Below are 22,477 nucleotides of genomic sequence, written 5' to 3' on the forward strand. Positions count from 1 at the left end.
GCTAGTGTCCGACGTCGCGGGCGGCGAGATCCTCCCAGGTCTCCCGACGGACGACAAGGCGGGCCGACCCGTCGGCGGCGAACACGACCGGCAGCCGGCGGTTCCCGTTGTAGTTGTTGGCCATGGTGAAGCAGTACGCCCCCGTCGCGGGCACCACGAGCAGGTCGTCGCGGCGCGGCCGGTCCACGGTGACCGGATCGATCAGCACATCACCGCTCTCGCAGTGCCGACCGACCAACGTCACCTCCTCGGCGTCGGTCGGCTCCAGCCGGTCGACGACGCCTGCCTCGAATCGTTGCTGATACAGCGCGACCTCGAGGTTGTCGCCCATGCCGCCGTCGACGGCGACGAAGGTGCGCGGGCCGCCACGCTTGACCGTCACGACCCGATACAGGGTCGCGGCATTCGTGGCGACCATGCTCCGGCCGGGCTCGATGATGATCTCCGCACCGGAGGGAAGGTGCGCGCGGGCTGCGGCGGTCAGTACGTCGAGATAGGCGGCGACCGAAGCCGGCCGGTCCGACCAGGTGTAGCGCGCGCCCAGACCGCCACCGAGGTCGTACACCTCGAACTCGCCGAGCGCCGCCAGCGGTGCGACCGCCGCGGCGAGCGGCTCGGGGTCGAGGATCTGCGAGCCGACATGCGCGTGCACCCCCCGCAGCCGGATCCGCGAGCTGTGGCCGATCCGGCGGATCAGCTCGCGCGCCTGGCCCGGCGAGACCCCGAACTTGGAGCCCTCGTGGCCGGTGAGGACGTGTTGGTGCGTGTCGGCGATCACGCCGGGGATGACCCGGATGAGCACGTCCTGCCGCCGCCCGGGCGGCACGATCGACTCCAGCCGGTCCAGGTCGTCCGGGCCGTCGACCACCACCAGGCCGACCCCGCTGTCCACCGCCAGCCTGAGCTCCTCGCTGGTCTTGGCGTTGCCGTGCAACACGATCAGTGCCGGGTCCACCCCCGCCCGCAGGCCGCTGAGGATCTCCCCGCCGCCGGCCACGTCCAGGCCGAGACCCTCCGTCACCATCACCCGTTGGACTGCCGTACACGGAAAGGACTTGGACGCGAACACGACCCTGGATCGGGGCCAGCGCGCGGCCAGCTCGCGGCGGTACTCGCGTGCTCGCGCACGCAACGATTTCTCGGCGACGACCAGCACCGGAGTGCCGAACTGCTCGGCCAGCCGGTCGGCCCGGCAGCCGCCGACGGTCAGCATGCCGTCCGGGTCGACGGCGCTGTCACCTGGTAGCAGGTCGAGCATTCTGTCCACGGCCCCGATCCTGGCAGCCGGGTGAGTCGCGGTCCAGTGGGTACGGGCCGATCATGAGTGAGTTCACCAGCGAGGGATCCCAGGCCGCCGACGAAGAGGTGGAGAACGTCCGGAGCGAGCCGAACCGCGATCCGCTGACCGAGCCCGGCGCGGCGGCAGAAGGCCAGCCAACCGAGTCCGACGAGCGGGAGGACGATCGCTGATGCGCTTTGGGTACACGCTGATGACCGAGCAGAGCGGGCCGCGCCGGCTCGTCGACTACGCGGTCAGGGCCGAGCAGCTCGGCTTCGACTTCGAGGTGAGCAGCGACCACTACTCCCCCTGGCTGACCGAGCAGGGGCACGCCCCGTACGCCTGGTCGGTGCTCGGGGCGGTCGCCCAGGCGACCGAGCGCGTCGAGTTGGCGACGTACGTCACCTGTCCGATCCAGCGCTATCACCCGGCCGTGGTCGCGCAGAAGGCGGCGACCCTGAGCCTGCTCAGCGAGGGCCGGTTCATCCTCGGCCTGGGGTCCGGGGAGAACCTCAACGAGCACGTCACGGGAGAGGGCTGGGTCCCGATCGCCCAACGCCAGGACATGCTGGCGGAGGCCGCGACGATCATCCGGGAACTCCTCGGCGGCGAGCTGGTCACCTGGGCCGGCGACTACTTCCGGGTCGACTCCGCCCGCATCTGGGACCCGCCCGAGGATGAGCTGCAGATGGCGATAGCGGTCTCCGGCAAGCAGTCGGTCAACCGGTTCGCCCCGCTGGCCGACCACCTCATCGCCGTCGAGCCGGACTCGGCGCTGGTCGAGTCCTGGGACCGGCGCAAGGCCGGTCCGTCCCGCAAGATCGGCCAGCTGCCGATCTGCTGGGCCCGTGATCGCGACGACGCCGTCCGCCGGGCGCACGAGCAGTTCCGCTGGTTCGGCGGCGGCTGGGGCGTCAACGCCGATCTGCCCACCCCGGCGGGGTTCGCCGCGGCGAGCCAGTTCGTCCGGCCGGAGGACGTGGCCGACACCATTCCGTGCGGACCGCACCTGGACGCGATCGTCGAGGCCGTACGACCGTACCGGGAGGCCGGTTTCACCGACCTCGCGCTGGTGCAGGTCGGAGACGAGGGGCAGACCGAGTTCCTGGACGAGGCCGCCGGCGAGCTGCTCGAACGACTCCGAGCCGGCGAAGCAACCAACCGATCGACATAGCTCAAGCTCGCGTTAAGTGTAGCTACACTGGCTTCTGTGCTGCACAAGACCGATCTGTTGACCATCGGTGAGCTCTCGGAGCGATCCGGGGTCGCGGCGTCGGCCTTGCGCTACTACGAGACGCAGGGACTGATCAGTTCGACCCGGACCTCGGGCAACCAGCGCCGCTACGAGCGCTCGACCTTGCGCCGAGTGGCCTTCGTCCGGTCGGCCCAACGGGTCGGCCTGACGCTGGAGGAGATCGCCGACGCGATGGCCTCGCTGCCGGGTGGACGGGCGCCGACCAAGGCCGACTGGACCCGGCTGTCCCGGTCCTGGCGACCCCGGATCGAAGCGCAGATCGAGCGGCTGGAGCGGCTGCGAGACCGGCTCGACAGCTGCATCGGCTGCGGCTGCCTGTCGCTGGCCCGGTGCAGCCTGTCCAACCCCGAGGACGTGTTGAGCGAGCGCGGACCGGGCGCGTACTACCTCGAACCGACCCACGACTGAGCCCTACCGCCTTTCGCCGTCGCCGACCTCGTCCGCCCGCGTTACGGACACATGACGACCCCGGGCTCCGCCGGCCGTGGTGCGCCCTAGGATGCGATCCATGGTCACCAAGGTCGCACTGCTCACCGCCGGCGGGTTCGCTCCGTGTCTGTCCTCCGCCGTCGGCGGACTGATCGAGCGCTACACCGAGATCGCCCCCGACGTCGAGATCATCGCCTACCGATACGGGTACCAGGGCCTGCTGTCCGGGGACTCGATCACCATCACGCCGGAGGTACGCAAGGGCGCCGCGCTGCTCCATCAGTACGGGGGCTCCCCCATCGGCAACTCCCGGGTGAAGCTGACCAACGCCGCCGACCTGGTCAAGCGCGGGTTGGTGGCCGAGGGCGTCGACCCGTTGCAGGCGGCAGCCGACCGGCTCGAGGCCGACGGCGTCGACGTCCTGCACACCATCGGTGGCGACGACACCAACACCACCGCGGCAGATCTGGCCGCGTTCTTGGCGCGGCACGACTACGCGCTGACCGTGGTCGGACTGCCGAAGACGATCGACAACGACATCATCCCGATCCGGCAGTCCCTCGGCGCCTGGACCGCGGCCGAGCAGGGCGCCCGGTTCGCCAGCAACATCATCGGCGAGCACAATTCGGGCTCGCGGATGCTCATCGTGCACGAGGTGATGGGCCGGCACTGCGGCTGGCTGACCGCGGCGACCGCACAGTCGTATCGGGAGTGGCTGGACACCCGGGAGTGGCTCCCCGAGATCGGGCTGGACCGCAAGGGCTGGGACATCCACGGTGTGTACGTCCCCGAGGCGGTCTTCGATCTCCAGGCCGAGTCGGCCCGGCTGAAGACGGTGATGGACGAGGTCGGCTCGGTGAACCTGTTCGTCTCCGAGGGTGCGGGACTGGACACGATCGTGGCCGAGATCGAGGCGTCGGGCGCCGAGGTGGCCCGCGACCCGTTCGGCCACGTGAAGATCGACAAGATCAATCCGGGCGCCTGGTTCGCCAGCAAGTTCGCCGAGTTGGTCGGGGCCGAGAAGGTGATGGTGCAGAAGTCGGGATACTTCTCCCGCTCGGCCCCGGCAAACGAGCGCGACCTCGAGCTGATCAAGACGATGACGACGCTGGCGGTGGACTGCGCGCTGCGCGGCGAGCCGGGCGTGATCGGCAACGACGAGGAGCGCGGCGACGAGCTGCGCGCGATCGAGTTCGAGCGGATCAAGGGCGGCAAGCCGTTCGACATCACCCAGGACTGGTACAAGGCCCTGCTGTCCGGGATCGGTCAGCCGGAGACGGCGGCGGCGCCGGCCCACTGAGTCCGGCCGGCCCGCGACGTACGAGGATCGCACTGCCAGACGACGTCAGCCGCCGACGATCTTGATGCCCAGGCCGGCGAAGACGGTATTGCGGAGATACAGGCCGTCGGCGTTGATCGTCGTTCCGGGAGTGCTGTCGATGAACAACATGTCGCACGCATCTGAACTCAGCTGGGGCGAGAACATGCCGCCGGGTGACGCTACCAGAAGGTAGTTGTAGATCCTCCACTCGTCGAAGTGGAAGATGTCCTTGCTCCAGACCCAGCTCACGTAGGCGTTCGGATGCTGCTGGTAGTACTTCTGAGCCCAGGAGATCGGCGGGTGGTCCAAGTCGCCGTCGACAAATAGGTCGGACAGCTCCAGGGCAACGAAACCGACCGGCAGGATCTGCTTCCACATGGCTTGCTGCGTCGCCAGGATGGACGCATTGACCATGTCATAGAAGGACGGGTCATCGTCTTGGTTGGGGATCTCGGTGAAGGCAAGGTCGGAAAGCACGCTCGTCTGTCCGTTCACCGTGAAACTCGTCGACCAATAGGCCGGCACGTTCTGGGCATACGTTGCCAACTGCTGGTCGAAGCTGATCGACGTCTTCTCGTAGCGGTTGATCCAGCTCAACAGGTTGCCGCCGAGCGATGATGGAGGGCTCGTGATCCAGGACGCGAGCAGGCCGTTGACGAACGTGCCCAGGAAGGCGCCGGCCTCCTCCAACGGCATGAACGTCGCCCCCACGGCGATCGTGGCCTGGAAGAGGGCCAGTACCGCGCCCACACCGGGGTCCTGCGACGGCTGTTCGAGGGCGTCGAGGGCCTCGTCCAGCTTGGTGTCGGTGTGGTTGTAGACGTAGTCGTTGAAGTTGCGCAGATTCGACAAGTTGTTCTGCACGATCGCGATCTGAGCCTGGGTGGGTCCGAACAAGGTCTCGCCGGCGACGCCGATCGGTGCGAAGGCGAGGTGATCCACCTCCTGATTCGTTGTCGACACGGTTCCCAGGCTCCAGGTGTTGCTGCTCGCGGAGTAGACCACGAGGGCTGCCGGCCTTCCGGTGATCGGCGCCACCCAGACCCATGAACTCAGGAGATCGATCGAGCCGCCCGCGTTGCCGATGGTGACGAAGACCGCTTCCACCGGTGCTCCGGGCCCGTTGGGAGAGGACAGCGAACCATTGAGCCAATCTCTGGAGATCAGGTTGCAGGTGATGATGCTGTCCGCGCCGCCGGGCCCGAACGGGGCAACCGACCAGAGCCTGGCAACGTCGTTCCAGAACGTCGTCGCCCTCGTGACGGGCGCTGGAATGTCTTGCACGGAAACGGGTTCGCCCGTGCCGGACAGTGTGATCAGATGCCAGGCCCCCGTGTTCGTCGGCTCGAACGCGAGCAGTTGCCGATCGGTGGTGGTGAAGCTGCCGGCAGGGGTCCCGCCGGCCTGGAGCGCGGGCAGGCCGGCGGTCTGGCCGATCTGCGTCCAGTTCAACGCTCCGCCCAGGGCCGTGGCAATCCACCAACTCGAGTCCTCCGCGCAATAGGCGACGACGCAATCAGCGCCCGTTCCGCCCAGATCGCACACCCACGACCCGGCATCGGGCATCCACTGGACGGTCTTGACGGCGAGCAGCGACCAATCGATCGTCGGTCCGGTACTCGTCACGGTGCCAAGCCACCAAGTGCTGTCCCCCGCGTTGTAGAACAGCAGCTGATCACGATCCTGCGCCGAGAACCGTCCCTGCCACACGGTATTGCCGATGATGCCGAAGCCGCGCGTGTTTCCTATCCCGGTGAAGGTCAAGGTCGGGGCCTGCGGGTTCGTGACATCCAGGGTGCCGAGCTGCCAGTTCCCCACGCCTTGTGACACGGCCAGCACCTCCGACGAGCCGGAGCCCGTGAAGTCCCCCACCCAGAGCTCACCCGCAATCGACCCTGCGGTTACCCCGCTCTCCGCTGCCAAGACGGCCATCGACTCGCACCTTTCGCCGACCGTGGCACCCGTGGATGACGAGCCGGTCGGCGCCGCCCGGGTGCGGTAGCGGAGCCTAAACCGCTCGCGCCCTGGGATGCATCGGTTGTTTACCCGATCGTGTGACTTGCGGCAGAATCGACGTGCCGGACCGGGTCGGGCAACTGGACCGGTGGTACAGCGGCGTGGACCCGACGGAGCGGCACGTGACGACTGAAGCGTTGCCTCGGCTCACTCCCCGTGAACTGCGAGACCGCCGCCATCAGCTGGGCCTCACCCAGAGCGCGCTGGCGGCCGCGCTGGGCGTCACGGTCACGACCATCGCCCGGTGGGAACGCGGAGAGCGTGCCATCTCGACTCCACTCCTGGTTCGGCTGGCGCTTGATCATCTCGAGACGCAACCGGTGATGCCGGCGGTCGAACGCATTCCGGCGCCGGACGTCGCGCTGGTCGGACGAAGCAGGGAGCTCGCGGCCGTACGTCGGCTGATCGGCGCCGATGGTGCGCGGCTGGTGACATTCGTCGGCCCTGGTGGGGCAGGCAAGTCCGTGCTGGCGCTGGAGGCGGGCCGGCGAGCCGCGGCCGAGCGATCGGCCGGCGGTTGCCTGGTGGAGCTGGCCGATCTGACACCCGGTTCGGCGATCGAGGCCACCGTCGGGCGTGCCCTCGGCGTACGAGATCGGCGGGGCGGGTCGATTGCCGACTCCCTGGTCCGGGCGCTGCACGGCACGGACCTGGTCCTGGTGCTCGACAACTGTGAACACGTCAGCGGGTCTGCCGGCACCCTCGTCGCGGCGATCCTTCGCCGTTGCCCGGCGGTGACCGTGCTGGCCACCTCGCGGGCACCTTTGCGGATCCGCCCGGAGCATCGGCTCGCGGTGGATCCGCTAGCGGTCCCGGACCTGTCTCGTCACCAGAGCCCGGCGGCCCTGCTGCAGGTTCCGTCGGTTCGGCTGTTCGTCGATCGCCGGCGCGCTGTCGACGACGGCTACCGGCTGTCCGGGCACGATGCAAGACCCGTGGCCGAGATCTGCGTTCGGCTCGACGGGCTGCCGCTCGCCCTGGAGCTGGCGGCAGCCGGGGCTGGCGCGATGCAACCTGCGGAACTGCTGAATCGCCTCCCTCAAAGCGGTGGGTCGGACCGCCGCGCGCCGGTCGATCTGCCCGACCGACACCGAAGCCTCGACTCGGTTCTGGACTGGAGCTACCGGTTGTTGGAGCCGATCGCCCAGCTGGTCTTCCGGCGACTGGCGATCTTCACCGGCAGCTTCGATCACCAGTGCGCGATCGACCTGATCGGCGACGACCTGGGCACCGAGCCCGTTCGAGACGCGCTGGCGCATCTGATCGACGTGAGTCTCGTCGCGCCGCTCGGCGGCTCGTCCACGCGCCTGCGCATGCTGGAGACGGTCCGGACCTACGCCGTACGGCTGCTCACCGAGTCCGGAGAGCGACCGCCGCTCGCGAAACGGCACGCCGACTGGTTCACCGCCTGGGCCGAACGGGGAGCCCATCGATTCGAGAACGCCGCGCAAGCGGCGTGGCTCGACGCACTGGACGTCGAGTTCGGCAACGTCCGCGCCGCGTTGACCTGGTGCCTGAGCCCGGACGGAGACCCGAAAATGGGCCTGCGCCTTGCCACCGCCGTACGTCGCTACTGGGACATGCGCGGACTCCCCAGCGAGGGCGAGACCACGTTGGCGGCGATGCTGGCGCGTGACCCGGAGCCGTCACCGGTGCGACTCGACGCGCTGGTCGAGATGGCCGGGCTGGCAACCCGACGCGAGGATGTCACGGCGGTGGAGCGCTGCGCGAACGAGGCCGAACACATCGGTGTGCTGCTCGGCGACCCGCGCGGTCGAGCGCTGGGACTCGCATCGCTCACCTACGCGGCTTACATGCGCGGGGACCCGGCGACGGCCTCGGCGATCGCCGCAGCCGCGCTGGTCTGCGCCGAGGACTCCGGAGATGCCATGGCCGTCAGCCTCGCCCGGCTGGCCGTCGGCGTTGCTGCGCTCGGCAGCGGGCGGCTGAGCGAGGCGCTCGCCCAGTTCACCATGACCTGCGACGCCGCGCGTTCTCGCGGTGACCTGTGGTTGCTCAGCGAGTGCAACGATGTCCTGGCCAGCACTCTCATCGCGCTGGGTGACTTCGCTAGGGCCCGAGCCGCCGGAGTCGAGAGCCTGCTGGCCCGGCTCGAACTGCGCAACCTCCCGGTCGTGCCAATCAATCTGCGGATGATCGGCATCGCCGACGCCGAGCTGGGCGTGCCCGAACGCGCTGCAGTGCTCTTCGGGGCCGCCATCGCACTCGAGCACACGCTGGGCACGATTCCGCACACCCAGTGGGCGCAGGACTACCGCCACGCGCTCGAGATCACCCGGGTGGCTCTCGGCGAGCGCCGGTTCACGCACCTCTGGACAGTCGGCCGGCACGCGTCGGAGACCGAGATCCGGGTGGTGGCGCGCGGACTTCCGTCCGCGCTGATCGACGACACCGCAGCCGGCCCGAACGATCCCCCGGGCCCGCTGTCGCCACGCGAACTGGCGGTGGCGCGGCTGTTCGGTGAGGGACTGACCAGCCGCGAGATCGCCCACCGGCTGGGGATATCCGAGCGAACGGTCGGATCGCACACCGAGCACATCATGATCAAGCTCGGCGTTCACACCCGGGCACAGATCAGCGCCTGGGTCGAACGATCGCATGCCTCGTGAAGCGCCGCTCAGCCGCGGCGGCGCTGCCACCAGCCGGCAACCGAGGCGATCGCGGCACCGATTCCGACCCCGGTGGCCGCGCCGGTGACGTAGCCCATGCCCATCCCGATCCGCACCGAGCGGACGGCGACCGGCTGGGCGACCTTCGGCACCTCCGGTTGCTCTTCGACCGTGCCGCTCGCCTCCTGGGTCATTGCGCGCAACCGGCTGGTCAGGTCTTCAGCCGGCTTCACCTCGCTGACCTCGGCGGTAGCGATCCAGGCCGCCACCAGCAAGATCAACGTCGCGAACAGGTTGAAGAACAGCATGATCGCGATCACCGGGCCGAAGATGACCGCGGCCTTGTTGCTCGTGAAGATCCCGATCAAGAAGCCGGTCAAGTACTGCAGGACGGCCAGGCCGATGGAGCCGATCAGGGCGCCACGACGCACCACGCGCCATGGCATCTTGTTGCTGGGCAAGGCCCAGTACAAGAACATGAACAAGAGCCAGCCCGTGCCGATGGACACCACCACGGGCGCGATCCGGACGAGCCAGCCCAGCCAGCCCACATCGGCCAGCCCGAGCGCCCGCAGGATGAGCCCGGCCAGTCCGGCGGACACCCCGGCGAGGGCGAAGGTGATCGCGATCAGGATCAGGATCACCACCAGGGTGCCCAGGTTGACGGCGAACAACTTGGCGACGTTGACCTTCGGTTCGGCGTCGTCGAAGTCGGTCTTCCACTGCGCACGTACGGCCTTCTTGACGTTGCCGATCCAGCCGGCGCCGGAGTACGCCGCCGTCAACAAGCCCACGATGCCGACCGCTGTGTAGTTGCGCAGCGCGTTCTCGATCACGCCGACCAGGCTCTGACGGGTGGACGCGTCGACGCCGCCGAGTGCGTTGGAGGCCTGGCTGACCACCTGCCCGATCAGGTCGGGTCGGACCTCGGTCAGGAAGAAGCCCAGGATGGAGAAGGCGAACATCAGCACCGGCACCATCGCCAGCACGGAGAAGTAGGTGATGGCGGCGGCGAACTGCGAGCCGAGCCGCTCGCCGAAGCGCTTGATCGTGCGTTCGAGATGGGCGATCTGTGGTCGGCTGCGGAGCCTGATCAGCCATTCCTTCACGGCGGCACCTCTCCTCGGGTCGTCGGTGATGAAGCTACCCGGATCGACCGCGTGTCAGTCGCGGACGTCCACCAGCCAGGTGGCGCCGGTGGCGAGCAGGATGAGCGGGACCACCAGCACCACGCCGAGCAGGGCGAACCGACGCCAGTCCACCGCGACGCCGGCACTGCGGCAGCGACCCGCCCAGAGCAGGGTGGCCAGGCTGGCCCACGGCGTGATCAGCGGGCCGGCGTTCACCCCCACCAGCAGCGCGACCATCCGCACCGGGGTGTCGGCTACGACCTCCAGCGCCAGATAGCTCGGCAGGTTGTTGGCCAGATTGCTCGCCAGCGCGCCGAGTCCGGCGACCCTGAGCAGCGCGAGCCAGCCCTCGCCCTGGCCGCCGAGCTCGGCCAGCAGCCGGCCCAGGCCGAGGTCGAGCGCGACCTGGATGATCACGAACAGCACGAACACGCCGAGCACGAGCTTCCAGGGCAGCAACCGGTGATCGATCAGCGACCGGTCCACCAGCAGCGCGGCCAGTAGCAGCACGGCGGCCCCGATGGCGGCCGCCACCAGCACCTCGACGCCCGCGAGCAGGGCCGGACCGAGCGCCGCGCAGACCACGATGCCGATCACCAGCAGCCGGCGGTGCCGGACCTCGGGCACCGGCGCGAGGACGTACCGCCCGTGCAGCGAGCGACGGAACACCAGCGCCAGCAGCAGGACCGTCACCAGCAGGCTGGCGACCGCGGCCGGCCAGGTGAGGGCGAGGAAGCCGAACGCGTCGGGCCTGACCCCCATCTCCTCCAGCGGGTGCAGGGCGAGCAGGTTGGTCAGGTTGCTCACCGGGAGGAAGAGCGATGCCGTGTTGGCCAACCAGACCGTGGTGAAGGCGAACATCCGCTCGTTCAGCCCGAGCCGGTGGGCCAGCGCCAGGACCACGGGGGTGAGCAGCACCGCGGTGGTGTCCAGGGACAGCACGGCGGTCGCCAGCGTGGCCAGCACCACCACGAGCAGCCACAGCAGCAGGACCGAGCCGCGGGCCATGCGGGCGGCATGGTGTGCCAGATAGCCGAACACGCCGATCCGGTCGGACAGCTCGGCAATCACGGTCACGCAGACCAGAAAACCGAGGATCGGCAGCACCCGTGCGATCAGGTCGGCGTGAAGCACCCCGACACCCTATTCAGTAGTCCCCGGCTTGACAGCGGCGGAGTCCCCCCACTTACCTGGGGGCATGGCCGACGTACTGAGCTCCGACGACATCGCGACCCGCCTGAAGGATCTGCCGGCGTGGAGCGCCGCCGACGCCGACGGGAATTCGGCGCTCACCGCCACGTTCGAGTTCAACGACTTCGCCGACGCGCTGGACTTCGTGAACCAGGTCGGGCACGAGGCCGAGCAGATGAACCATCACCCCGATATCGACATCCGCTGGAACAAGGTCACCCTGATCCAGTCCTCCCATTCCGCCGGCGGCGTCACCGTCGCGGACTTCGAGCTGGTCCACCGCATCGCCGCCGCCACCGGCCTCTCCTGATCCCGCCGCGACCCGAACCCCGTCCCCCTCCCCCGAAACTGTGCAGCTGTTGCAGTGACCGCCGGCGTGTCGCTGCAACACCTGCACACTTTCGCGGGGACGGTGGGGGTCGGCCGGAGCCGGTCGGGCGCGGAGCGGCGCGAGCTGACATCGGTCGGCGAGCGTCGGGTAGCGCAGCGCCGGGCTCTGACTTGCGACCGAGCGAGCAGCCGCGCCCAGACTGCGGCAGCGCGGGTGAGACCGCGGCTGCGAGCCGAGGGAGAAAGTCAGAGTCTCGAAGGCGCGGAGCGGGCGCGAGCCGACACCCGTCGGCGAGCGTCGGGTAGCGGAGCGCCTGGCTCTGTCTGGACGAAAGAACGAGCAGCCCGCGCGGGCGCGGCAGCGGCAACCACGCCGTGCTGCGAGTGAGGGAGGAAGACAGAGCCGATCGGGCGCGGAGCGGGCGCGAGCCGACAGTTATTCGAGCGGCGGGCAGGAGCAGATCAGGTTGCGGTCGCCGTAGGCACCGTCGATCCGGGCGACCGGCGGCCAGTACTTGTCCGCGCCGCCGGCCGCGATCGGACCTGCGTGCAGGCCGGCCGGGAAGGCCGCGACGAGCCGTGAGTACGGATGGGTCCAGTCGTCGGCGACGATCCGGGCCTGCGTATGCGGCGCGTTCACCAGCGGGTTGTCATCGGCCGGCCAGACGCCGTTCGCCACCTGCTCGATCTCGGACCGGATGCTGATCATCGCGTCGCAGAACCGGTCCAGCTCGGCCAGATCCTCGGACTCGGTCGGCTCCACCATCAGCGTGCCGGCCACCGGGAAGCTCATCGTCGGCGCGTGGAAGCCGTAGTCGATCAGCCGCTTCGCGACATCGTCCACGGTGATCCCGGTCGTCTTGGTCAGCGGCCGCAGGTCGAGGATGCACTCGTGCGCGACCAGGCCGCCGCGTCCCGCGTACAGCACCGGATAGTGCCCCGACAGCCGCTTGGCGACGTAGTTGGCCGCGAGCAGCGCGTGCTCGGTGGCCAGCGTCAGCCCCTCGGCACCCATCATGGCGATGTAGGCGTAGCTGATCGGCAGGATGCCGGCGGAACCGTACGGCGCCGCAGAGATCGGCCCCACCCCGCCCGTCCCGACGCCCTCACTCTCGACCTCCAGTGGATGTCCAGGAAGGTACGGCGCGAGGTGGGACCGGACCGCCACCGGACCGACGCCGGGTCCTCCACCGCCGTGCGGGATGCAGAACGTCTTGTGGAGGTTGAGGTGGCTCACGTCCGCCCCGAACCGGCCCGGCCGGGCCAGCCCGAGCAGGGCGTTGAGATTGGCGCCGTCGACGTACACCTGGCCGCCGGCGTCGTGCACCAGGGCGCAGACGTCGACGATGCTCTCCTCGAACACGCCGTGGGTGGACGGATAGGTGACCATGATCGCGGCCAGCTCGTCGCCGGCGGCGTCGATCTTGGCCCGCAGGTCGTCGAGATCGATCGATCCGTCCGCGGTGGCCTTGACCACGACCACTCGCATCCCCGACATCACCGCGGAGGCCGCGTTGGTGCCGTGCGCGGACGACGGGATCAGGCAGACCCGGCGCCGGCTGTCGCCGCGGGCGTCGTGGTAGGCGCGGATCGCCAGCAGCCCGGCGAACTCGCCCTGGCTGCCGGCGTTCGGCTGGATCGAGACCCGGTCGTAGCCGGTCACCTCGGCCAGCCACGACTCCAGCGTCGAGATCAGCTCGGCGTAGCCGGTGGCGTCCTCGGCCGGCGCGAACGGGTGGAGATTCGCGAAGCCGGGCAGCGAGATGGGCTCCATCTCGGTAGTCGCGTTCAGCTTCATCGTGCACGAGCCGAGCGGGATCATGCCGCGATCCAGGGCGAAGTCACGGTCGGACAGCCGCCGTAGGTAGCGCAGCATCGCGGTCTCGCTGTGGTGGGTGCCGAAGACCGGGTGGGTGAGATAGGCGCTGGTCCGCTCGCTGCCGGCCAGGTCGCCGAACCGGGTCTCGCCGGCGACGACGCCGAACGCGGTCCGGACGGCGTCCAGCGCCGCCGCGTCGGCGTCCTCGCCGACCGCGATCGCGACCAGGTCGGCATCGACCGGCCGCAGGTGCACACCCCAGTCCCGGGCCGCCGCGACGACCACGCTCGCCCGCCCCGGCACCCGGGCCAGCACGGTGTCGAAGAACGACTGGTGCACGACCTCGATGCCGGCCGCGGTCAGGTCGCCGGCCAGCGCGGTCGCGCGCTCGTGGATCCCGGTCGCGATCGTCCGGAGCCCGGCCGGACCGTGGTAGACCGCGTACATGCTGGCGGCGACCGCCAGCAGGACCTGGGCCGTACAGATGTTGGAGGTGGCCTTCTCCCGCCGGATGTGCTGCTCCCGGGTCTGCAGCGCCAACCGGTACGCCTGCGCGCCGTCGGCGTCCCGGGAGACGCCGACGAGGCGTCCGGGAAGACCTCGCTGCAAGCCCTCGCGAACGGCGATGAAGCCGGCGTGCGGGCCACCGTAGAACAGCGGCACGCCGAATCGCTGGCTCGATCCGACCGCGATGTCGGCTCCCCACTCTCCCGGCGGAGTGACCAGGGTCGACGCCAGCAGGTCGCAGGCGGCGATCACCATCGCCCCGGAGGCGTGGGCCTGGTCGGCGATCGCCCGCAGCTCGCCGGTGCCCGCCAGCCGGCCGCTCGCACCCGGGGTCTGGACCACCACCGCGAACGCGTCGGCCGACTCCAGCGCCACGGGCAGCGGGCCGGACGCGACCACGACCTCGATGTCCATCGCCCGCGCCCGGGTACGGACTACCGACACGGTCTGCGGCAGCGTGTCGGCGTCGAGCAGCAGGACGCGACCGGTGCGCGTGCTGCGCCGGGCCAGCGCCATCGCCTCGGCGACGGCGGTGGCCTCGTCCAGCAGGCTCGATCCGGCGATCGGCAACCCGGTGAGGTCGGCGACCATCGTCTGGAAGTTCAGCAGCGCCTCCAGCCGGCCCTGGCTGATCTCCGGCTGATACGGGGTGTACGCGGTGTACCAGGACGGGTCCTCGAGCACGTTGCGCCTGATCACGGCGGGCGTGAGCGTGCCGTGGTAGCCCAGCCCGATCATCGCCGTCAGCGGCCGGTTTCGGGCCGCCAGCGCCCGCAGCGCCGACGCCGCGGCGGCCTCGGTCAGGGGCGCCGGCAGGTCGAGCGCGCCGGTCATCCGGATCGATCGCGGCATCGCGGCATCGACCAGGTCGTCGAGTTCGGCGAACCCGAGCAGGTCGAGCATTGCGGCCCGCTCGTCCGGCTGCGGACCGATGTGCCGGGCCGCGAACGGGCTCACGTCGCCGTGGACGCGGGTTTCGGGGACGGTGTCGAGAGCGGCGGATCCGGGCATCAGCGGGAACTCCTCAGGGTGGCGCGGTGCGGGCCCGTCGTTCGGGTCCGCGCTCCCCCTCTGTCACCGGGTGGGCTCCAGAGTTGCTGTGCCGGCGCGGTCTCGGGTGCCTGAGAGGTTCCGGGGTGGTTGCCCCTTCGGCGCCGCCGCACCGCGGCCTGCTCGGCCGGGCCGACGGACTCTCCCGCGCTGGCGGTCCGTTGTTGCAGGCCAGCTTAGCGGCCCGAGCGGCTAACCGAAGGCTCAGCCGGCGGCACGGGCCCGGCGGCGCTGGGCCAGCTCGTCCGCATGCGACGGCGCGACGGGTACGTCCTCGTCGGCGTGCTCGGTGCGCTCGGCGGGCAGCGTGGACAAGGTGCCCTCGATGTCGCGCCAGACGCCGCCGAGCGCGATGCCGAAGACGCCCTGGCCGCCGCGCAGCAGGTCGATCACCTCGTGGTCGGAGGTGCACTCGAACACCGAGACGCCGTCGCTCATCAGGGTCACCTGGGTCAGGTCGTCCACGCCGCGGGCCCTCAGGTGGTCGATCGCGGTGCGGATCTGGTGCAGCGAGATGCCGGCGTCGATCAGCCGCTTGATCACCTTGAGGATCAAGATGTCGCGGAAGCTGTAGAGCCGCTGCGAGCCGGACCCGGACGCGCCGCGCACCTCCGGCACGACCAGTCCGGTGCGGGCCCAGTAGTCCAGCTGGCGGTAGGTGATGCCGGCCGCGCTGCAGGCGACCGGGCCGCGGAAGCCGAGGTCCTTCGGCAGCGGCGAGAAGTCGCCCTCGAACAGCAGGTCCTGGGCGTCCTCGACGACCGGCGGGCGCGCGTCGTTTGGCGACGGGACCTCTGTGCTGCTCACGTACGACCTCCGAATTCCGCCCTCCGACCAACCGGAGGCGGCGCGATCCGTGGGGGAACCGACTTCCGGCTGCGTAATTCCATCGACGGGATTACCTCTAGCACGCTACGACGCGACGCGGAAGGGGGTCAACGACACGCCGATCCGGTGCGTTTCCAGTTGTCGTGGTCTCAACCCGAGGGTGAGAGTCCGGCACCCTCGACCGGACGGTGAAGCCCGGGCCGCCAGCGGGAGGTAGACGCCGTCTTGACGCGAATCCGCCGCTCGAACGGCGCCACGGGCCGTTTCGGCACCGAAACGGTGATCGAGCGGCGGAAACGCGTCACCGCGGCCCGAGGAGGAGGCTACACAGCCGGTCATGAGTTTGACGCGAATCCGCCGCTCGAATGGCTCCAGGGGCCTCAGAGCCCCGAAAACCGCGATCGAGCGGCAGAAACGCGTCAGAACTTCCAAGGTTCCGGGGCCGCTGAAGGTCAGCGGGGGTCTTCGCCCTTCAGGAAGTCGTCGGGATTGATCTGGTCGAGGAACTCGCGGAACTTCTCCACCTCGTCCTCCTCGGCGTCGGGGATCTCGATGCCGGCCTCGTCGAGCACGTCCTCGGCACAGTAGATGTCCGAGCCGACGCGCAGCGCCAGCGCGATCGCGTCCGAGGGCCGAGCGCTGACCTCGATCCCGTCCACCAGCAACACCGCGTAGAAGGTGCCACTGTCCAGTTCGGTGATGTGCACCTCGGTCAGCTTGTGTCCCAGCGTCCGCAGCGTGTCGACCATCAGATCGTGGGTCAGCGGCCGCGGCGGCACTACGCCTTCCTGCGCGCTGGCGATCGCCGACGCCTCGTTGGCTCCGATCCAGATCGGCAGATAGCGGGTGCCGCCGACCTCGCGGAGCAACACCATCGGCGCGTTGGAGGGCATCTCCACCCGGACACCGACCACATCGAGTTCCCGCATGCGCCCACCCTACTTCGGGGCTCCACGCCGGTGGCCCGCTCCCTCACCGCTCCATCGCGAGCCGGACCAGGGCCGCGTGGAAGCTGATCACGAGCTGCGTGACCTCGCCCGCGACGTCACGACCCGAGGCGGCCCGGCGGACGTACGGCGCGATCGCCTGCTCGACCAGCCCGACCTCGCGGTCGGCGGACATCTTGAACGCGCGCAGGTGCCGGCCGTCGACCCCGAACTCGGCCAGCCGGCGGGCCGCGATGGCGAGCGTCAGCGCCTCCCGACCGTAGTGCGTGCTGCCCCGCTTGGTGACCACGATCTGGGTGCGCTCCAGCTCGACCAGGGCGGCGTCGGTCAGCCCGCTGGCCTCGAGCAGCTCCGCCCGGGTGAGCCGGACCGGCTGCCGCGGTGGCGGCGGTGGTGCGGCCGGGCTCGGCTGCCCACCGGCAGCGGGCCGGTTGGCGCTGCCGTCACCGGCGGCCGGCGTCGCCGACAGCGAGCCGGGCAACGGCGGCGGCTGCTGGCCCTTGTCCATCGCCTCCAGGTGCTCGCGGATCACCTTCAGCGGCAGGTAGTGATCGCGCTGGACCGACAAGATGTAGCGCAGCCGTTCGACGTCGGCGGTGTCGTAGCGGCGGTATCCCGACGGGGCCCGTTCGGGCGAGACGAGTCCCTCGGACTCCAGGAACCGGATCTTCGAGATGGAGATGTCGGGGAAGTCGCCCTTGAGGGTGGCCAGCACCTGACCGATGCTGCGCAACTGCGGCCGCGGTTGGCTCGGGCTCGACGTCATCGGCTCGGCAGGCTCACGTCGGCGGGCTCCGTCGTCAGTCTCGGGATGGGCAGGCTCAGTCCATGCCCTGCGGGCTGCTGAAGTAGACCAGCCGGAACTTGCCGATCTGCACCTCGTCGCCGTGCCGCAGCAGGCACTCGTCGACCAGGTCCCGGTTGACGTATGTTCCGTTCAGGCTTCCGCTGTCGCGCAGCAGCACGCCGTCGGCGGTCTTGTTGAACGTCGCGTGCTTGCGCGACACCGAGATGTCGTCCAGGAAGATGTCGGAGTTCTGGTGCCGGCCGACGGTCACCACGTCGGCGTCGAGCAGGAAGCGGGCGCCGGCGTTGGAGCCACGCTGCACGATCAGCAGCGCGTGACCTCGGGGCAGCGCGTTGACCGCGGCCTCCTCCTCGGCGGTCAGCCCCTCGACCTCGCGCTCCTCGCCGACCGCCGGCATCGTCCGGGTGGTGTCACCGCTGATCACCGGCTCGATCCGGGTGGTCGGCGTCAAGGGCGTGCCGCACTGGCCACAGAAGTTGCTCCCCTCGGGGTTGTCGTGGCCACAGTTGGTGCAGTACGGCATGTCGGATTCCGGCTTTCTATCGATCCTTCGTCGCTGGGCGCCCGCCGAGCTCGGTTCGCCCGCCGAGCTCGGTTCGTGGGTGGCGTGCTCCGCTGGCGTCGCGGGAACACGAGGTTCGATCCGCCAGTCTAGGGTGCCACAAAAGGCTGAACCAATGCTCGAGGTCGAGTCTCGGTGTTGCGGGTCGGGCCGGTCAGGCCAGCTGCTCGGCGTAGGCGTCGGCGTCGAGCAGATCGTCCAGATCGACGTCGTCGTCCAGCTCGACCTCGAACAGCCAGCCGTCGCCGTAGGGGTCGGAGTTGATCGTCTCCGGGTTCGCGTCCAGCTGGCCGTTCACCGCCGAGACCGTGCCCGACACCGGCGAGAAGATGTCGGACACGCTCTTGGTCGACTCCAGCTCGCCGCAGGCGTCGCCGTGCGAGACCGCCTCGCCCACCTGCGGAAGCGTGACGAAGACGATGTCGCCCAGCTGGTCGGCGGCGTACTCGGTGATGCCGATCCGGACCGTGGTGGAGTTGCCGCTGCGGACCCACTCGTGCTCCGCGGAGTACTTGAGATCTTCGGGGAAGTCGGACACGTGTTCGCTCCTGAGGAGGGTGGTTGGGCGCTCAGCGCGGAGTGGGCTCCGGCGACGCCGGTCGAGCGTACTGATTGTTCGTCGGCCCGTGCAAGGAGTCCACAACGACGCTGTCCAGCTGCTCGATCTGCACCTGGCCGCCGATCCGCGGGCCGGTGATCTCGCTCACGATCCCGCCACGGAACCGGGCCGCCTCTTCCAGGCTGTGCGGATCGCCGATCACCTCCAGCACGTACGGCGGTGAGACGACCTGTCCGTCGACCGTCAGCCGTCCGCCCTGGCCGCCGAACCAGCTCGAGGCGACCACCCGGGCGGTGTCGTTCACCTCGATCACCTCGGCGCCGGCGTCGCGCATCTCCTCGACCGCGTCGAGCAGCACGTCGGGGGTCATCTTGTGCTGGGGGTCGCTGATCCGCATCCGGATCCCCGGGCCGATCGCCGGCGCGGTGCCGGCCAGGATGGACAGGTCGTCGACCCGCTGTCGGGCCTCCTCGCGGGCGACCCGCTGGCTGTTCGCGCCTGACTGGAGCTCGCCGCGGGTGCGTTCCAGGTCGGAGATCTCGCGTTCCAGCCGCTGCTGCTGCTCGCCGAGCCCGTCCAGCAGCACGACCAGGTCCTCGCGGCGCGCGTTCGCGTACGTGCTGTCGGTGGTGTTCGCCCGGACCTGCATCACCCCGGCCATCCCGAGCAGGAACAGCATGACCGCGGCGATCACCTGGCCCTTGCCGGGCTTGACCAGCGTGCGCAGCAGCCGGCGCCGGCCGTCGGCGGGCGCTCGGGCCGCGTCCGTCCCCGCCTGCTCGGCTGCCGCGTGCTCGGTCACCGGCTGCTCGGCTGCCGGCTGCTCGGTTGCCGCCTGCTCGGTTGCCGCCTGCTCGGATGCCGGCTGCTCGGCTGCCGGCTGCTCGGCTGCCGCCGGTTCGGGGGCGGCCCGGCGCGGGGCCACTGGCTGCTCAGGCATGGAACAAGGCCCGCCTGATCGCCGCGGCGTTGGTGAAGATGCGGATGCCAAGCACGACCACGACGGCCGTGGACAGCTGCGAGCCGACGCCGATCTGGTCGCCGACGAACACGATCAAGGCGGCGATCAAGACGTTGGACACGAACGAGATCACGAACACCCGGTCGCTGAAGTTGCCTTCCAGATAGGCCCGGAGCCCGCCGAAGATGGCGTCCATCGCGGCGACGATCGCGATCGGCAGATAGGGCTCCAACGGCTGCGGCACGCTCGGTGCCAGCACCAGCCCGACGACGATGCCCGCGACCAGGCCGAGCAGCGGGATCATTGCTTCACCCGGGCATAGCGGAGGGTCATCCCGGGGTCGGCATCCAGGGTGATCTCGTCCACGCTGCTGACCTCGTACCTCATCCGACGGTTCTGCGCGAGCTCGTTCCACCACGCGCCACCGGAGGACTCTACCCAGCGGGCCGGCAGGGTCCGCGGATTTCCGATCGCCTCCACCCGGTACGGCCGGTTCAGCGAGCGGTAGTCGACGGTGATGGCGTCGCCGGCGCTGCGGATCGCGGTCAGGTTGGACAGCCGGTGGCCGTTGATCGAGATCGCCTCCGCACCCGACTCCCAGAGCCCGTTGACCAGCATCTGCAGGTCGATGTCGAGCACCTGGTCCCGGCTGTCGGTGCCGTCGCCGGCGGCGTCGTCGACGGTGATCACCAGCCCGGGCCCGCGGACCGCGCTCGCGCCGGTCACCGGCTCCAGCGCGTTCAGCTCCGCGGTCAGCGCCTTGGCCTGGTCGTCGTCGCCCAACGCGTCTCGGCGCAGCTGAGCGATCTCGGCGTTCAGCGTGGCTGCCTGGACGCGGAGGGCGTCCTGCTGCGCTTCAGCCTGCTGGACTCGGGTGATCAACTCGGCCCGCTCGGTCTCCAACGCCGGCGCGGACCGGGTGGTCTCCACCGCCGCGACGGTGAACAGCACGCCGATCACGAGCGCGACCAGAGCCAGGTCCCAGCGGCCACGGACCCGCGGCCGGCCCCCTCCCCGGCTCGCCACCGCGGCGTAGTCGGGGTCGATCGGCTGCCGGACGATGTCGTTCAGCAGGTCCATGCTGGCGTCGGCGCGGCTGCGCTGCCCGGTCTCAGCCACCGTCGCCGGCCCTCCCCCGCGGCGCCGACCGCACCAGCGCATAGGCCTGGTGGACGTACAACAGTGCGGCGTACCAGTAGAGGCCGGTCCCCCACAGCGCGAACGCCCAGCCCAGCACCCGGGCCACGACGGCCCACGGTTCGGGGGCGGCGCCGAGCAGGATCAACGGGAAGGCGTACAGCAGGCAGAATGTCGCCGCCTTGCCGAGGAAGTGCACCGGCAGCGTGGTGTAGCCACGGGTCCGCAGCAGCGGCACGAGTGCGGCCATCAGCAGGTCGCGGGCGACCAGCGCCAGCACCAGCCACCACGGGATCAGGTCACGCAGCGCGAGGCCGAGGATGGTGGCGAGGATGTAGAGCCGGTCGGCGAGCGGGTCGAGCACCTGGCCGAGCCGGGAGCGCTGGTGCCAGCGGCGCGCGATCCAGCCGTCGAGCCAGTCGGTGATGCCGGACAGGGCCAGCACGACGACGGCCAGCACGTCGGCCTGCGGGCCGAGGATGAGCCAGAGCAGGAGGGGTACGCCGCACAGCCGCAGTGCGCTCAGCGCGTTGGGCACGGTGAACTTCCGGTCGGTGTCGACGCCGGTCGCGCGGCGCGTCACCGCCGCACGATCAGCCGACGAACCCACCCGGCCAGGTTAGTTCGCGACCGCCGGCCATCTCGAAAGCGCGCGGTTCGGCCGCGTGTCCGGCCAGCCGGAACCACCGGGCGGTACGTCGCCGGCGCAGCCCCAGCGCCGACACGACCGCGTCGTTGTGCAGCCGGCGGGCGAGGTCGACCCGGTCGGCGTAGGGCGTGACGGGCTCCAGCGGCACCAGCGCGAGGACCCGGCTGAGGTCGCTCTCGGCCTGCTCCCGGGCGGCGAGGTCGAGATCGGGGACCAGCGCGGCCGTCGCGGCGTCGCAGACCAGCAGGCTGCTGGCTGGGTCGACCTGCGGTGCCCGGGCCGCCTCCAGCGCAGCCTGTGCCCGCCGTACCAGCGCGGCATCGAGCGCCGCCCAGCGGCGCTCTACCCGGGTATGCGCCCGGTCCAGCCGGGTCGCCAGCCACGACAGCCGCCAGCCGGCCGCGAGCAGCACGATCGCCGCCAGCGCGGCGATCTCGACGGGCGTCATCGGGCCCGGCTCCGGTGGGCGGGCCGATGCACCGGGGCCGACGCGGCGAGGGCCGCGCGATAGACCGCATCGACCGCCGGCCCGACCACGGACCAGTCGTAGCGCTGCGCGTGGGCGCGCGCCCGGGCCGTCCGCGCCGGCCGCGGACGACTGACGGTGCGGACAACCGCGGCCGCCAGCGCCGCGGGGTCGTCGACGGGCACCAGCTCGCCCAGCGGCTCGCCGTCGGACGGGCCGAGCAGGTCGGAGAAGGCCGGCAGTGCCGACGCGACGACCGGGGCTCCCGCCGCCATCGCCTCCAGCAGCACGATGCCGAAGCTCTCCCGGGCGAGCTGGGGCGCGACGAACACGTCGGTGTGCTGCAACAGGGCGACCTTCGCCTCGTCGGACACCGGACCCAGCAGTCGTACGCCCGCGGCGCCCGTCACCATCGGTGGCACTGTCGTGCTGCCCCCACCGGCGACGACGATCTCGACCTCGCCCAGCCCGGCCCGGATCGCCGGCACCGCCGCCAGCAGCACGTTCAGCCCCTTGCGCGGCTCGTCCACCCGGCCCAGGAAGGTGATCCTCGGCGGCCGCCCGCCCCGGAAACTGTGCGGCTCCGGCAGCGACACGCCGGCC

At 70.3% G+C, this 22,477-nt stretch carries 22 protein-coding genes and 1 riboswitch; of the genes, 6 read left to right on the forward strand and 16 right to left on the reverse strand.

Annotated features, from left to right (window positions below):
• Position 1: 1 nt before the first annotated feature.
• The gene (gene lysA, locus ABD747_RS01625; protein WP_344801413.1) at positions 2 to 1,258 is read right to left on the reverse strand and encodes a diaminopimelate decarboxylase; all 1,257 of its coding nucleotides are present in this window, start codon (positions 1,256 to 1,258) and stop codon (positions 2 to 4) included.
• A 62-nt stretch (positions 1,259 to 1,320) separates the two neighbouring features.
• On the opposite strand from lysA, the gene ABD747_RS01630 reads away from it, so the two are divergent.
• The 4 genes from ABD747_RS01630 (at position 1,321) to ABD747_RS01645 (ending at position 4,263) form a co-directional block, all read left to right on the forward strand.
• Positions 1,321 to 1,470 (forward strand): hypothetical protein, encoded by a 150-nt coding sequence (locus tag ABD747_RS01630; RefSeq protein ID WP_344801324.1) that lies wholly within the window; start codon positions 1,321 to 1,323, stop codon positions 1,468 to 1,470.
• Complete coding sequence (locus ABD747_RS01635) at positions 1,470 to 2,453, forward strand: TIGR03557 family F420-dependent LLM class oxidoreductase (protein ID WP_344801325.1); 984 nt, start codon at positions 1,470 to 1,472, stop codon at positions 2,451 to 2,453. The genes ABD747_RS01630 and ABD747_RS01635 overlap by 1 nt, the downstream gene beginning before the upstream one ends.
• Before the next feature lie 36 nt (positions 2,454 to 2,489).
• Positions 2,490 to 2,942: a redox-sensitive transcriptional activator SoxR gene (gene soxR / locus ABD747_RS01640; protein WP_344801326.1), complete on the forward strand. Its 453-nt coding sequence runs from the start codon at positions 2,490 to 2,492 to the stop codon at positions 2,940 to 2,942.
• Between the two features lie 100 nt (positions 2,943 to 3,042).
• Entirely contained in the window at positions 3,043 to 4,263 is a 1,221-nt protein-coding gene (locus ABD747_RS01645) for a pyrophosphate--fructose-6-phosphate 1-phosphotransferase (protein WP_344801327.1), read from the forward strand.
• A gap of 45 nt (positions 4,264 to 4,308) precedes the next feature.
• On the opposite strand, the gene ABD747_RS01650 is transcribed toward ABD747_RS01645, so the two are convergent.
• Positions 4,309 to 6,216, reverse strand: a complete 1,908-nt coding sequence (locus ABD747_RS01650) for a hypothetical protein (protein WP_344801328.1) — start codon at positions 6,214 to 6,216, stop codon at positions 4,309 to 4,311.
• A 206-nt stretch (positions 6,217 to 6,422) separates the two neighbouring features.
• On the opposite strand from ABD747_RS01650, the gene ABD747_RS01655 reads away from it, so the two are divergent.
• Positions 6,423 to 8,930, forward strand: coding sequence for an ATP-binding protein (locus tag ABD747_RS01655; protein ID WP_344801329.1), 2,508 nt, complete (start codon positions 6,423 to 6,425; stop codon positions 8,928 to 8,930).
• A gap of 8 nt (positions 8,931 to 8,938) precedes the next feature.
• Here ABD747_RS01655 and ABD747_RS01660 read toward each other — a convergent pair whose 3' ends face one another.
• Both ABD747_RS01660 and ABD747_RS01665 read right to left on the reverse strand, forming a co-directional pair.
• Entirely contained in the window at positions 8,939 to 10,039 is a 1,101-nt protein-coding gene (locus ABD747_RS01660) for a YhjD/YihY/BrkB family envelope integrity protein (RefSeq protein ID WP_344801330.1), read from the reverse strand.
• Between the two features lie 54 nt (positions 10,040 to 10,093).
• Entirely contained in the window at positions 10,094 to 11,194 is a 1,101-nt protein-coding gene (locus ABD747_RS01665) for an SLC13 family permease (protein ID WP_344801331.1), read from the reverse strand.
• A gap of 64 nt (positions 11,195 to 11,258) precedes the next feature.
• Here ABD747_RS01665 and ABD747_RS01670 point away from each other — a divergent pair, with 64 nt between their 5' ends.
• A complete protein-coding gene (locus ABD747_RS01670; protein WP_344801332.1) occupies positions 11,259 to 11,561 on the forward strand; it encodes a 4a-hydroxytetrahydrobiopterin dehydratase in 303 nt (100 codons plus the stop codon).
• Positions 11,562 to 12,017: 456 nt separating this feature from the next.
• Here the strand turns inward: ABD747_RS01670 and gcvP are convergent, their stop codons facing one another.
• From gcvP to ABD747_RS01730, 12 genes are all read right to left on the reverse strand, one after another.
• On the reverse strand, positions 12,018 to 14,918 hold the full coding sequence (gcvP, locus tag ABD747_RS01675) for an aminomethyl-transferring glycine dehydrogenase (protein ID WP_344801333.1): 2,901 nt from the start codon (positions 14,916 to 14,918) through the stop codon (positions 12,018 to 12,020).
• An 87-nt stretch (positions 14,919 to 15,005) separates the two neighbouring features.
• Positions 15,006 to 15,115, reverse strand: a riboswitch (glycine riboswitch).
• A 46-nt stretch (positions 15,116 to 15,161) separates the two neighbouring features.
• Positions 15,162 to 15,764 carry a MerR family transcriptional regulator gene (locus ABD747_RS01680; protein ID WP_344801334.1) on the reverse strand — a complete coding sequence of 201 codons (603 nt, stop codon included), beginning with the start codon at positions 15,762 to 15,764 and terminating at the stop codon, positions 15,162 to 15,164.
• A 473-nt stretch (positions 15,765 to 16,237) separates the two neighbouring features.
• Positions 16,238 to 16,714 (reverse strand): bifunctional nuclease family protein, encoded by a 477-nt coding sequence (locus ABD747_RS01685; protein ID WP_344801335.1) that lies wholly within the window; start codon positions 16,712 to 16,714, stop codon positions 16,238 to 16,240.
• A gap of 43 nt (positions 16,715 to 16,757) precedes the next feature.
• Positions 16,758 to 17,498, reverse strand: coding sequence for a transcriptional regulator FtsR (ftsR, locus tag ABD747_RS01690; protein WP_344801336.1), 741 nt, complete (start codon positions 17,496 to 17,498; stop codon positions 16,758 to 16,760).
• Positions 17,499 to 17,553: 55 nt separating this feature from the next.
• The gene (locus ABD747_RS01695) at positions 17,554 to 18,063 is read right to left on the reverse strand and encodes an FHA domain-containing protein (protein WP_344801337.1); all 510 of its coding nucleotides are present in this window, start codon (positions 18,061 to 18,063) and stop codon (positions 17,554 to 17,556) included.
• A 193-nt stretch (positions 18,064 to 18,256) separates the two neighbouring features.
• Positions 18,257 to 18,640, reverse strand: a complete 384-nt coding sequence (gcvH, locus tag ABD747_RS01700) for a glycine cleavage system protein GcvH (RefSeq protein ID WP_344801338.1) — start codon at positions 18,638 to 18,640, stop codon at positions 18,257 to 18,259.
• 31 nt (positions 18,641 to 18,671) lie between these two features.
• Positions 18,672 to 19,601, reverse strand: a complete 930-nt coding sequence (locus tag ABD747_RS01705) for a DUF881 domain-containing protein (protein ID WP_344801339.1) — start codon at positions 19,599 to 19,601, stop codon at positions 18,672 to 18,674.
• Positions 19,594 to 19,926, reverse strand: a complete 333-nt coding sequence (locus ABD747_RS01710) for a small basic family protein (RefSeq protein ID WP_344801340.1) — start codon at positions 19,924 to 19,926, stop codon at positions 19,594 to 19,596. Before ABD747_RS01710 ends, ABD747_RS01705 begins: the two co-directional genes overlap by 8 nt.
• Positions 19,923 to 20,741: a DUF881 domain-containing protein gene (locus ABD747_RS01715; protein ID WP_344801342.1), complete on the reverse strand. Its 819-nt coding sequence runs from the start codon at positions 20,739 to 20,741 to the stop codon at positions 19,923 to 19,925. The genes ABD747_RS01710 and ABD747_RS01715 overlap by 4 nt, the downstream gene beginning before the upstream one ends.
• Entirely contained in the window at positions 20,734 to 21,342 is a 609-nt protein-coding gene (locus ABD747_RS01720) for a CDP-alcohol phosphatidyltransferase family protein (RefSeq protein WP_344801343.1), read from the reverse strand. The genes ABD747_RS01715 and ABD747_RS01720 overlap by 8 nt, the downstream gene beginning before the upstream one ends.
• A 10-nt stretch (positions 21,343 to 21,352) precedes the next feature.
• Positions 21,353 to 21,856: a hypothetical protein gene (locus ABD747_RS01725; protein WP_344801345.1), complete on the reverse strand. Its 504-nt coding sequence runs from the start codon at positions 21,854 to 21,856 to the stop codon at positions 21,353 to 21,355.
• Positions 21,853 to 22,477 (reverse strand): glycosyltransferase family 4 protein (locus ABD747_RS01730; RefSeq protein ID WP_344801347.1); only part of this gene is annotated, 625 nt, incomplete at its 5' end. The genes ABD747_RS01725 and ABD747_RS01730, both read right to left, overlap by 4 nt.

The sequence above is a fragment of the Microlunatus ginsengisoli genome (assembly GCF_039537205.1).
Lineage (GTDB): Bacteria > Actinomycetota > Actinomycetes > Propionibacteriales > Propionibacteriaceae > Microlunatus > Microlunatus ginsengisoli.

What these genes read in the sequence shown, in the direction of transcription:
- ABD747_RS01710 (WP_344801340.1), bottom strand. Translation starts at nt 19,926, where the DNA reads ATGATCCCGCTGCTCGGCCTGGTCGCGGGCATCGTCGTCGGGCTGGTG.
- ABD747_RS01630 (WP_344801324.1), top strand. Translation starts at nt 1,321, where the DNA reads ATGAGTGAGTTCACCAGCGAGGGATCCCAGGCCGCCGACGAAGAGGTG.
- gcvP (WP_344801333.1), bottom strand. Translation starts at nt 14,918, where the DNA reads ATGCCCGGATCCGCCGCTCTCGACACCGTCCCCGAAACCCGCGTCCAC.
- ABD747_RS01685 (WP_344801335.1), bottom strand. Translation starts at nt 16,714, where the DNA reads ATGCGGGAACTCGATGTGGTCGGTGTCCGGGTGGAGATGCCCTCCAAC.
- ftsR (WP_344801336.1), bottom strand. Translation starts at nt 17,498, where the DNA reads ATGACGTCGAGCCCGAGCCAACCGCGGCCGCAGTTGCGCAGCATCGGT.
- lysA (WP_344801413.1), bottom strand. Translation starts at nt 1,258, where the DNA reads ATGCTCGACCTGCTACCAGGTGACAGCGCCGTCGACCCGGACGGCATG.
- ABD747_RS01670 (WP_344801332.1), top strand. Translation starts at nt 11,259, where the DNA reads ATGGCCGACGTACTGAGCTCCGACGACATCGCGACCCGCCTGAAGGAT.
- ABD747_RS01645 (WP_344801327.1), top strand. Translation starts at nt 3,043, where the DNA reads ATGGTCACCAAGGTCGCACTGCTCACCGCCGGCGGGTTCGCTCCGTGT.
- ABD747_RS01725 (WP_344801345.1), bottom strand. Translation starts at nt 21,856, where the DNA reads ATGACGCCCGTCGAGATCGCCGCGCTGGCGGCGATCGTGCTGCTCGCG.
- ABD747_RS01705 (WP_344801339.1), bottom strand. Translation starts at nt 19,601, where the DNA reads ATGCCTGAGCAGCCAGTGGCCCCGCGCCGGGCCGCCCCCGAACCGGCG.
- ABD747_RS01650 (WP_344801328.1), bottom strand. Translation starts at nt 6,216, where the DNA reads ATGGCCGTCTTGGCAGCGGAGAGCGGGGTAACCGCAGGGTCGATTGCG.
- ABD747_RS01635 (WP_344801325.1), top strand. Translation starts at nt 1,470, where the DNA reads ATGCGCTTTGGGTACACGCTGATGACCGAGCAGAGCGGGCCGCGCCGG.
- ABD747_RS01695 (WP_344801337.1), bottom strand. Translation starts at nt 18,063, where the DNA reads ATGCCGTACTGCACCAACTGTGGCCACGACAACCCCGAGGGGAGCAAC.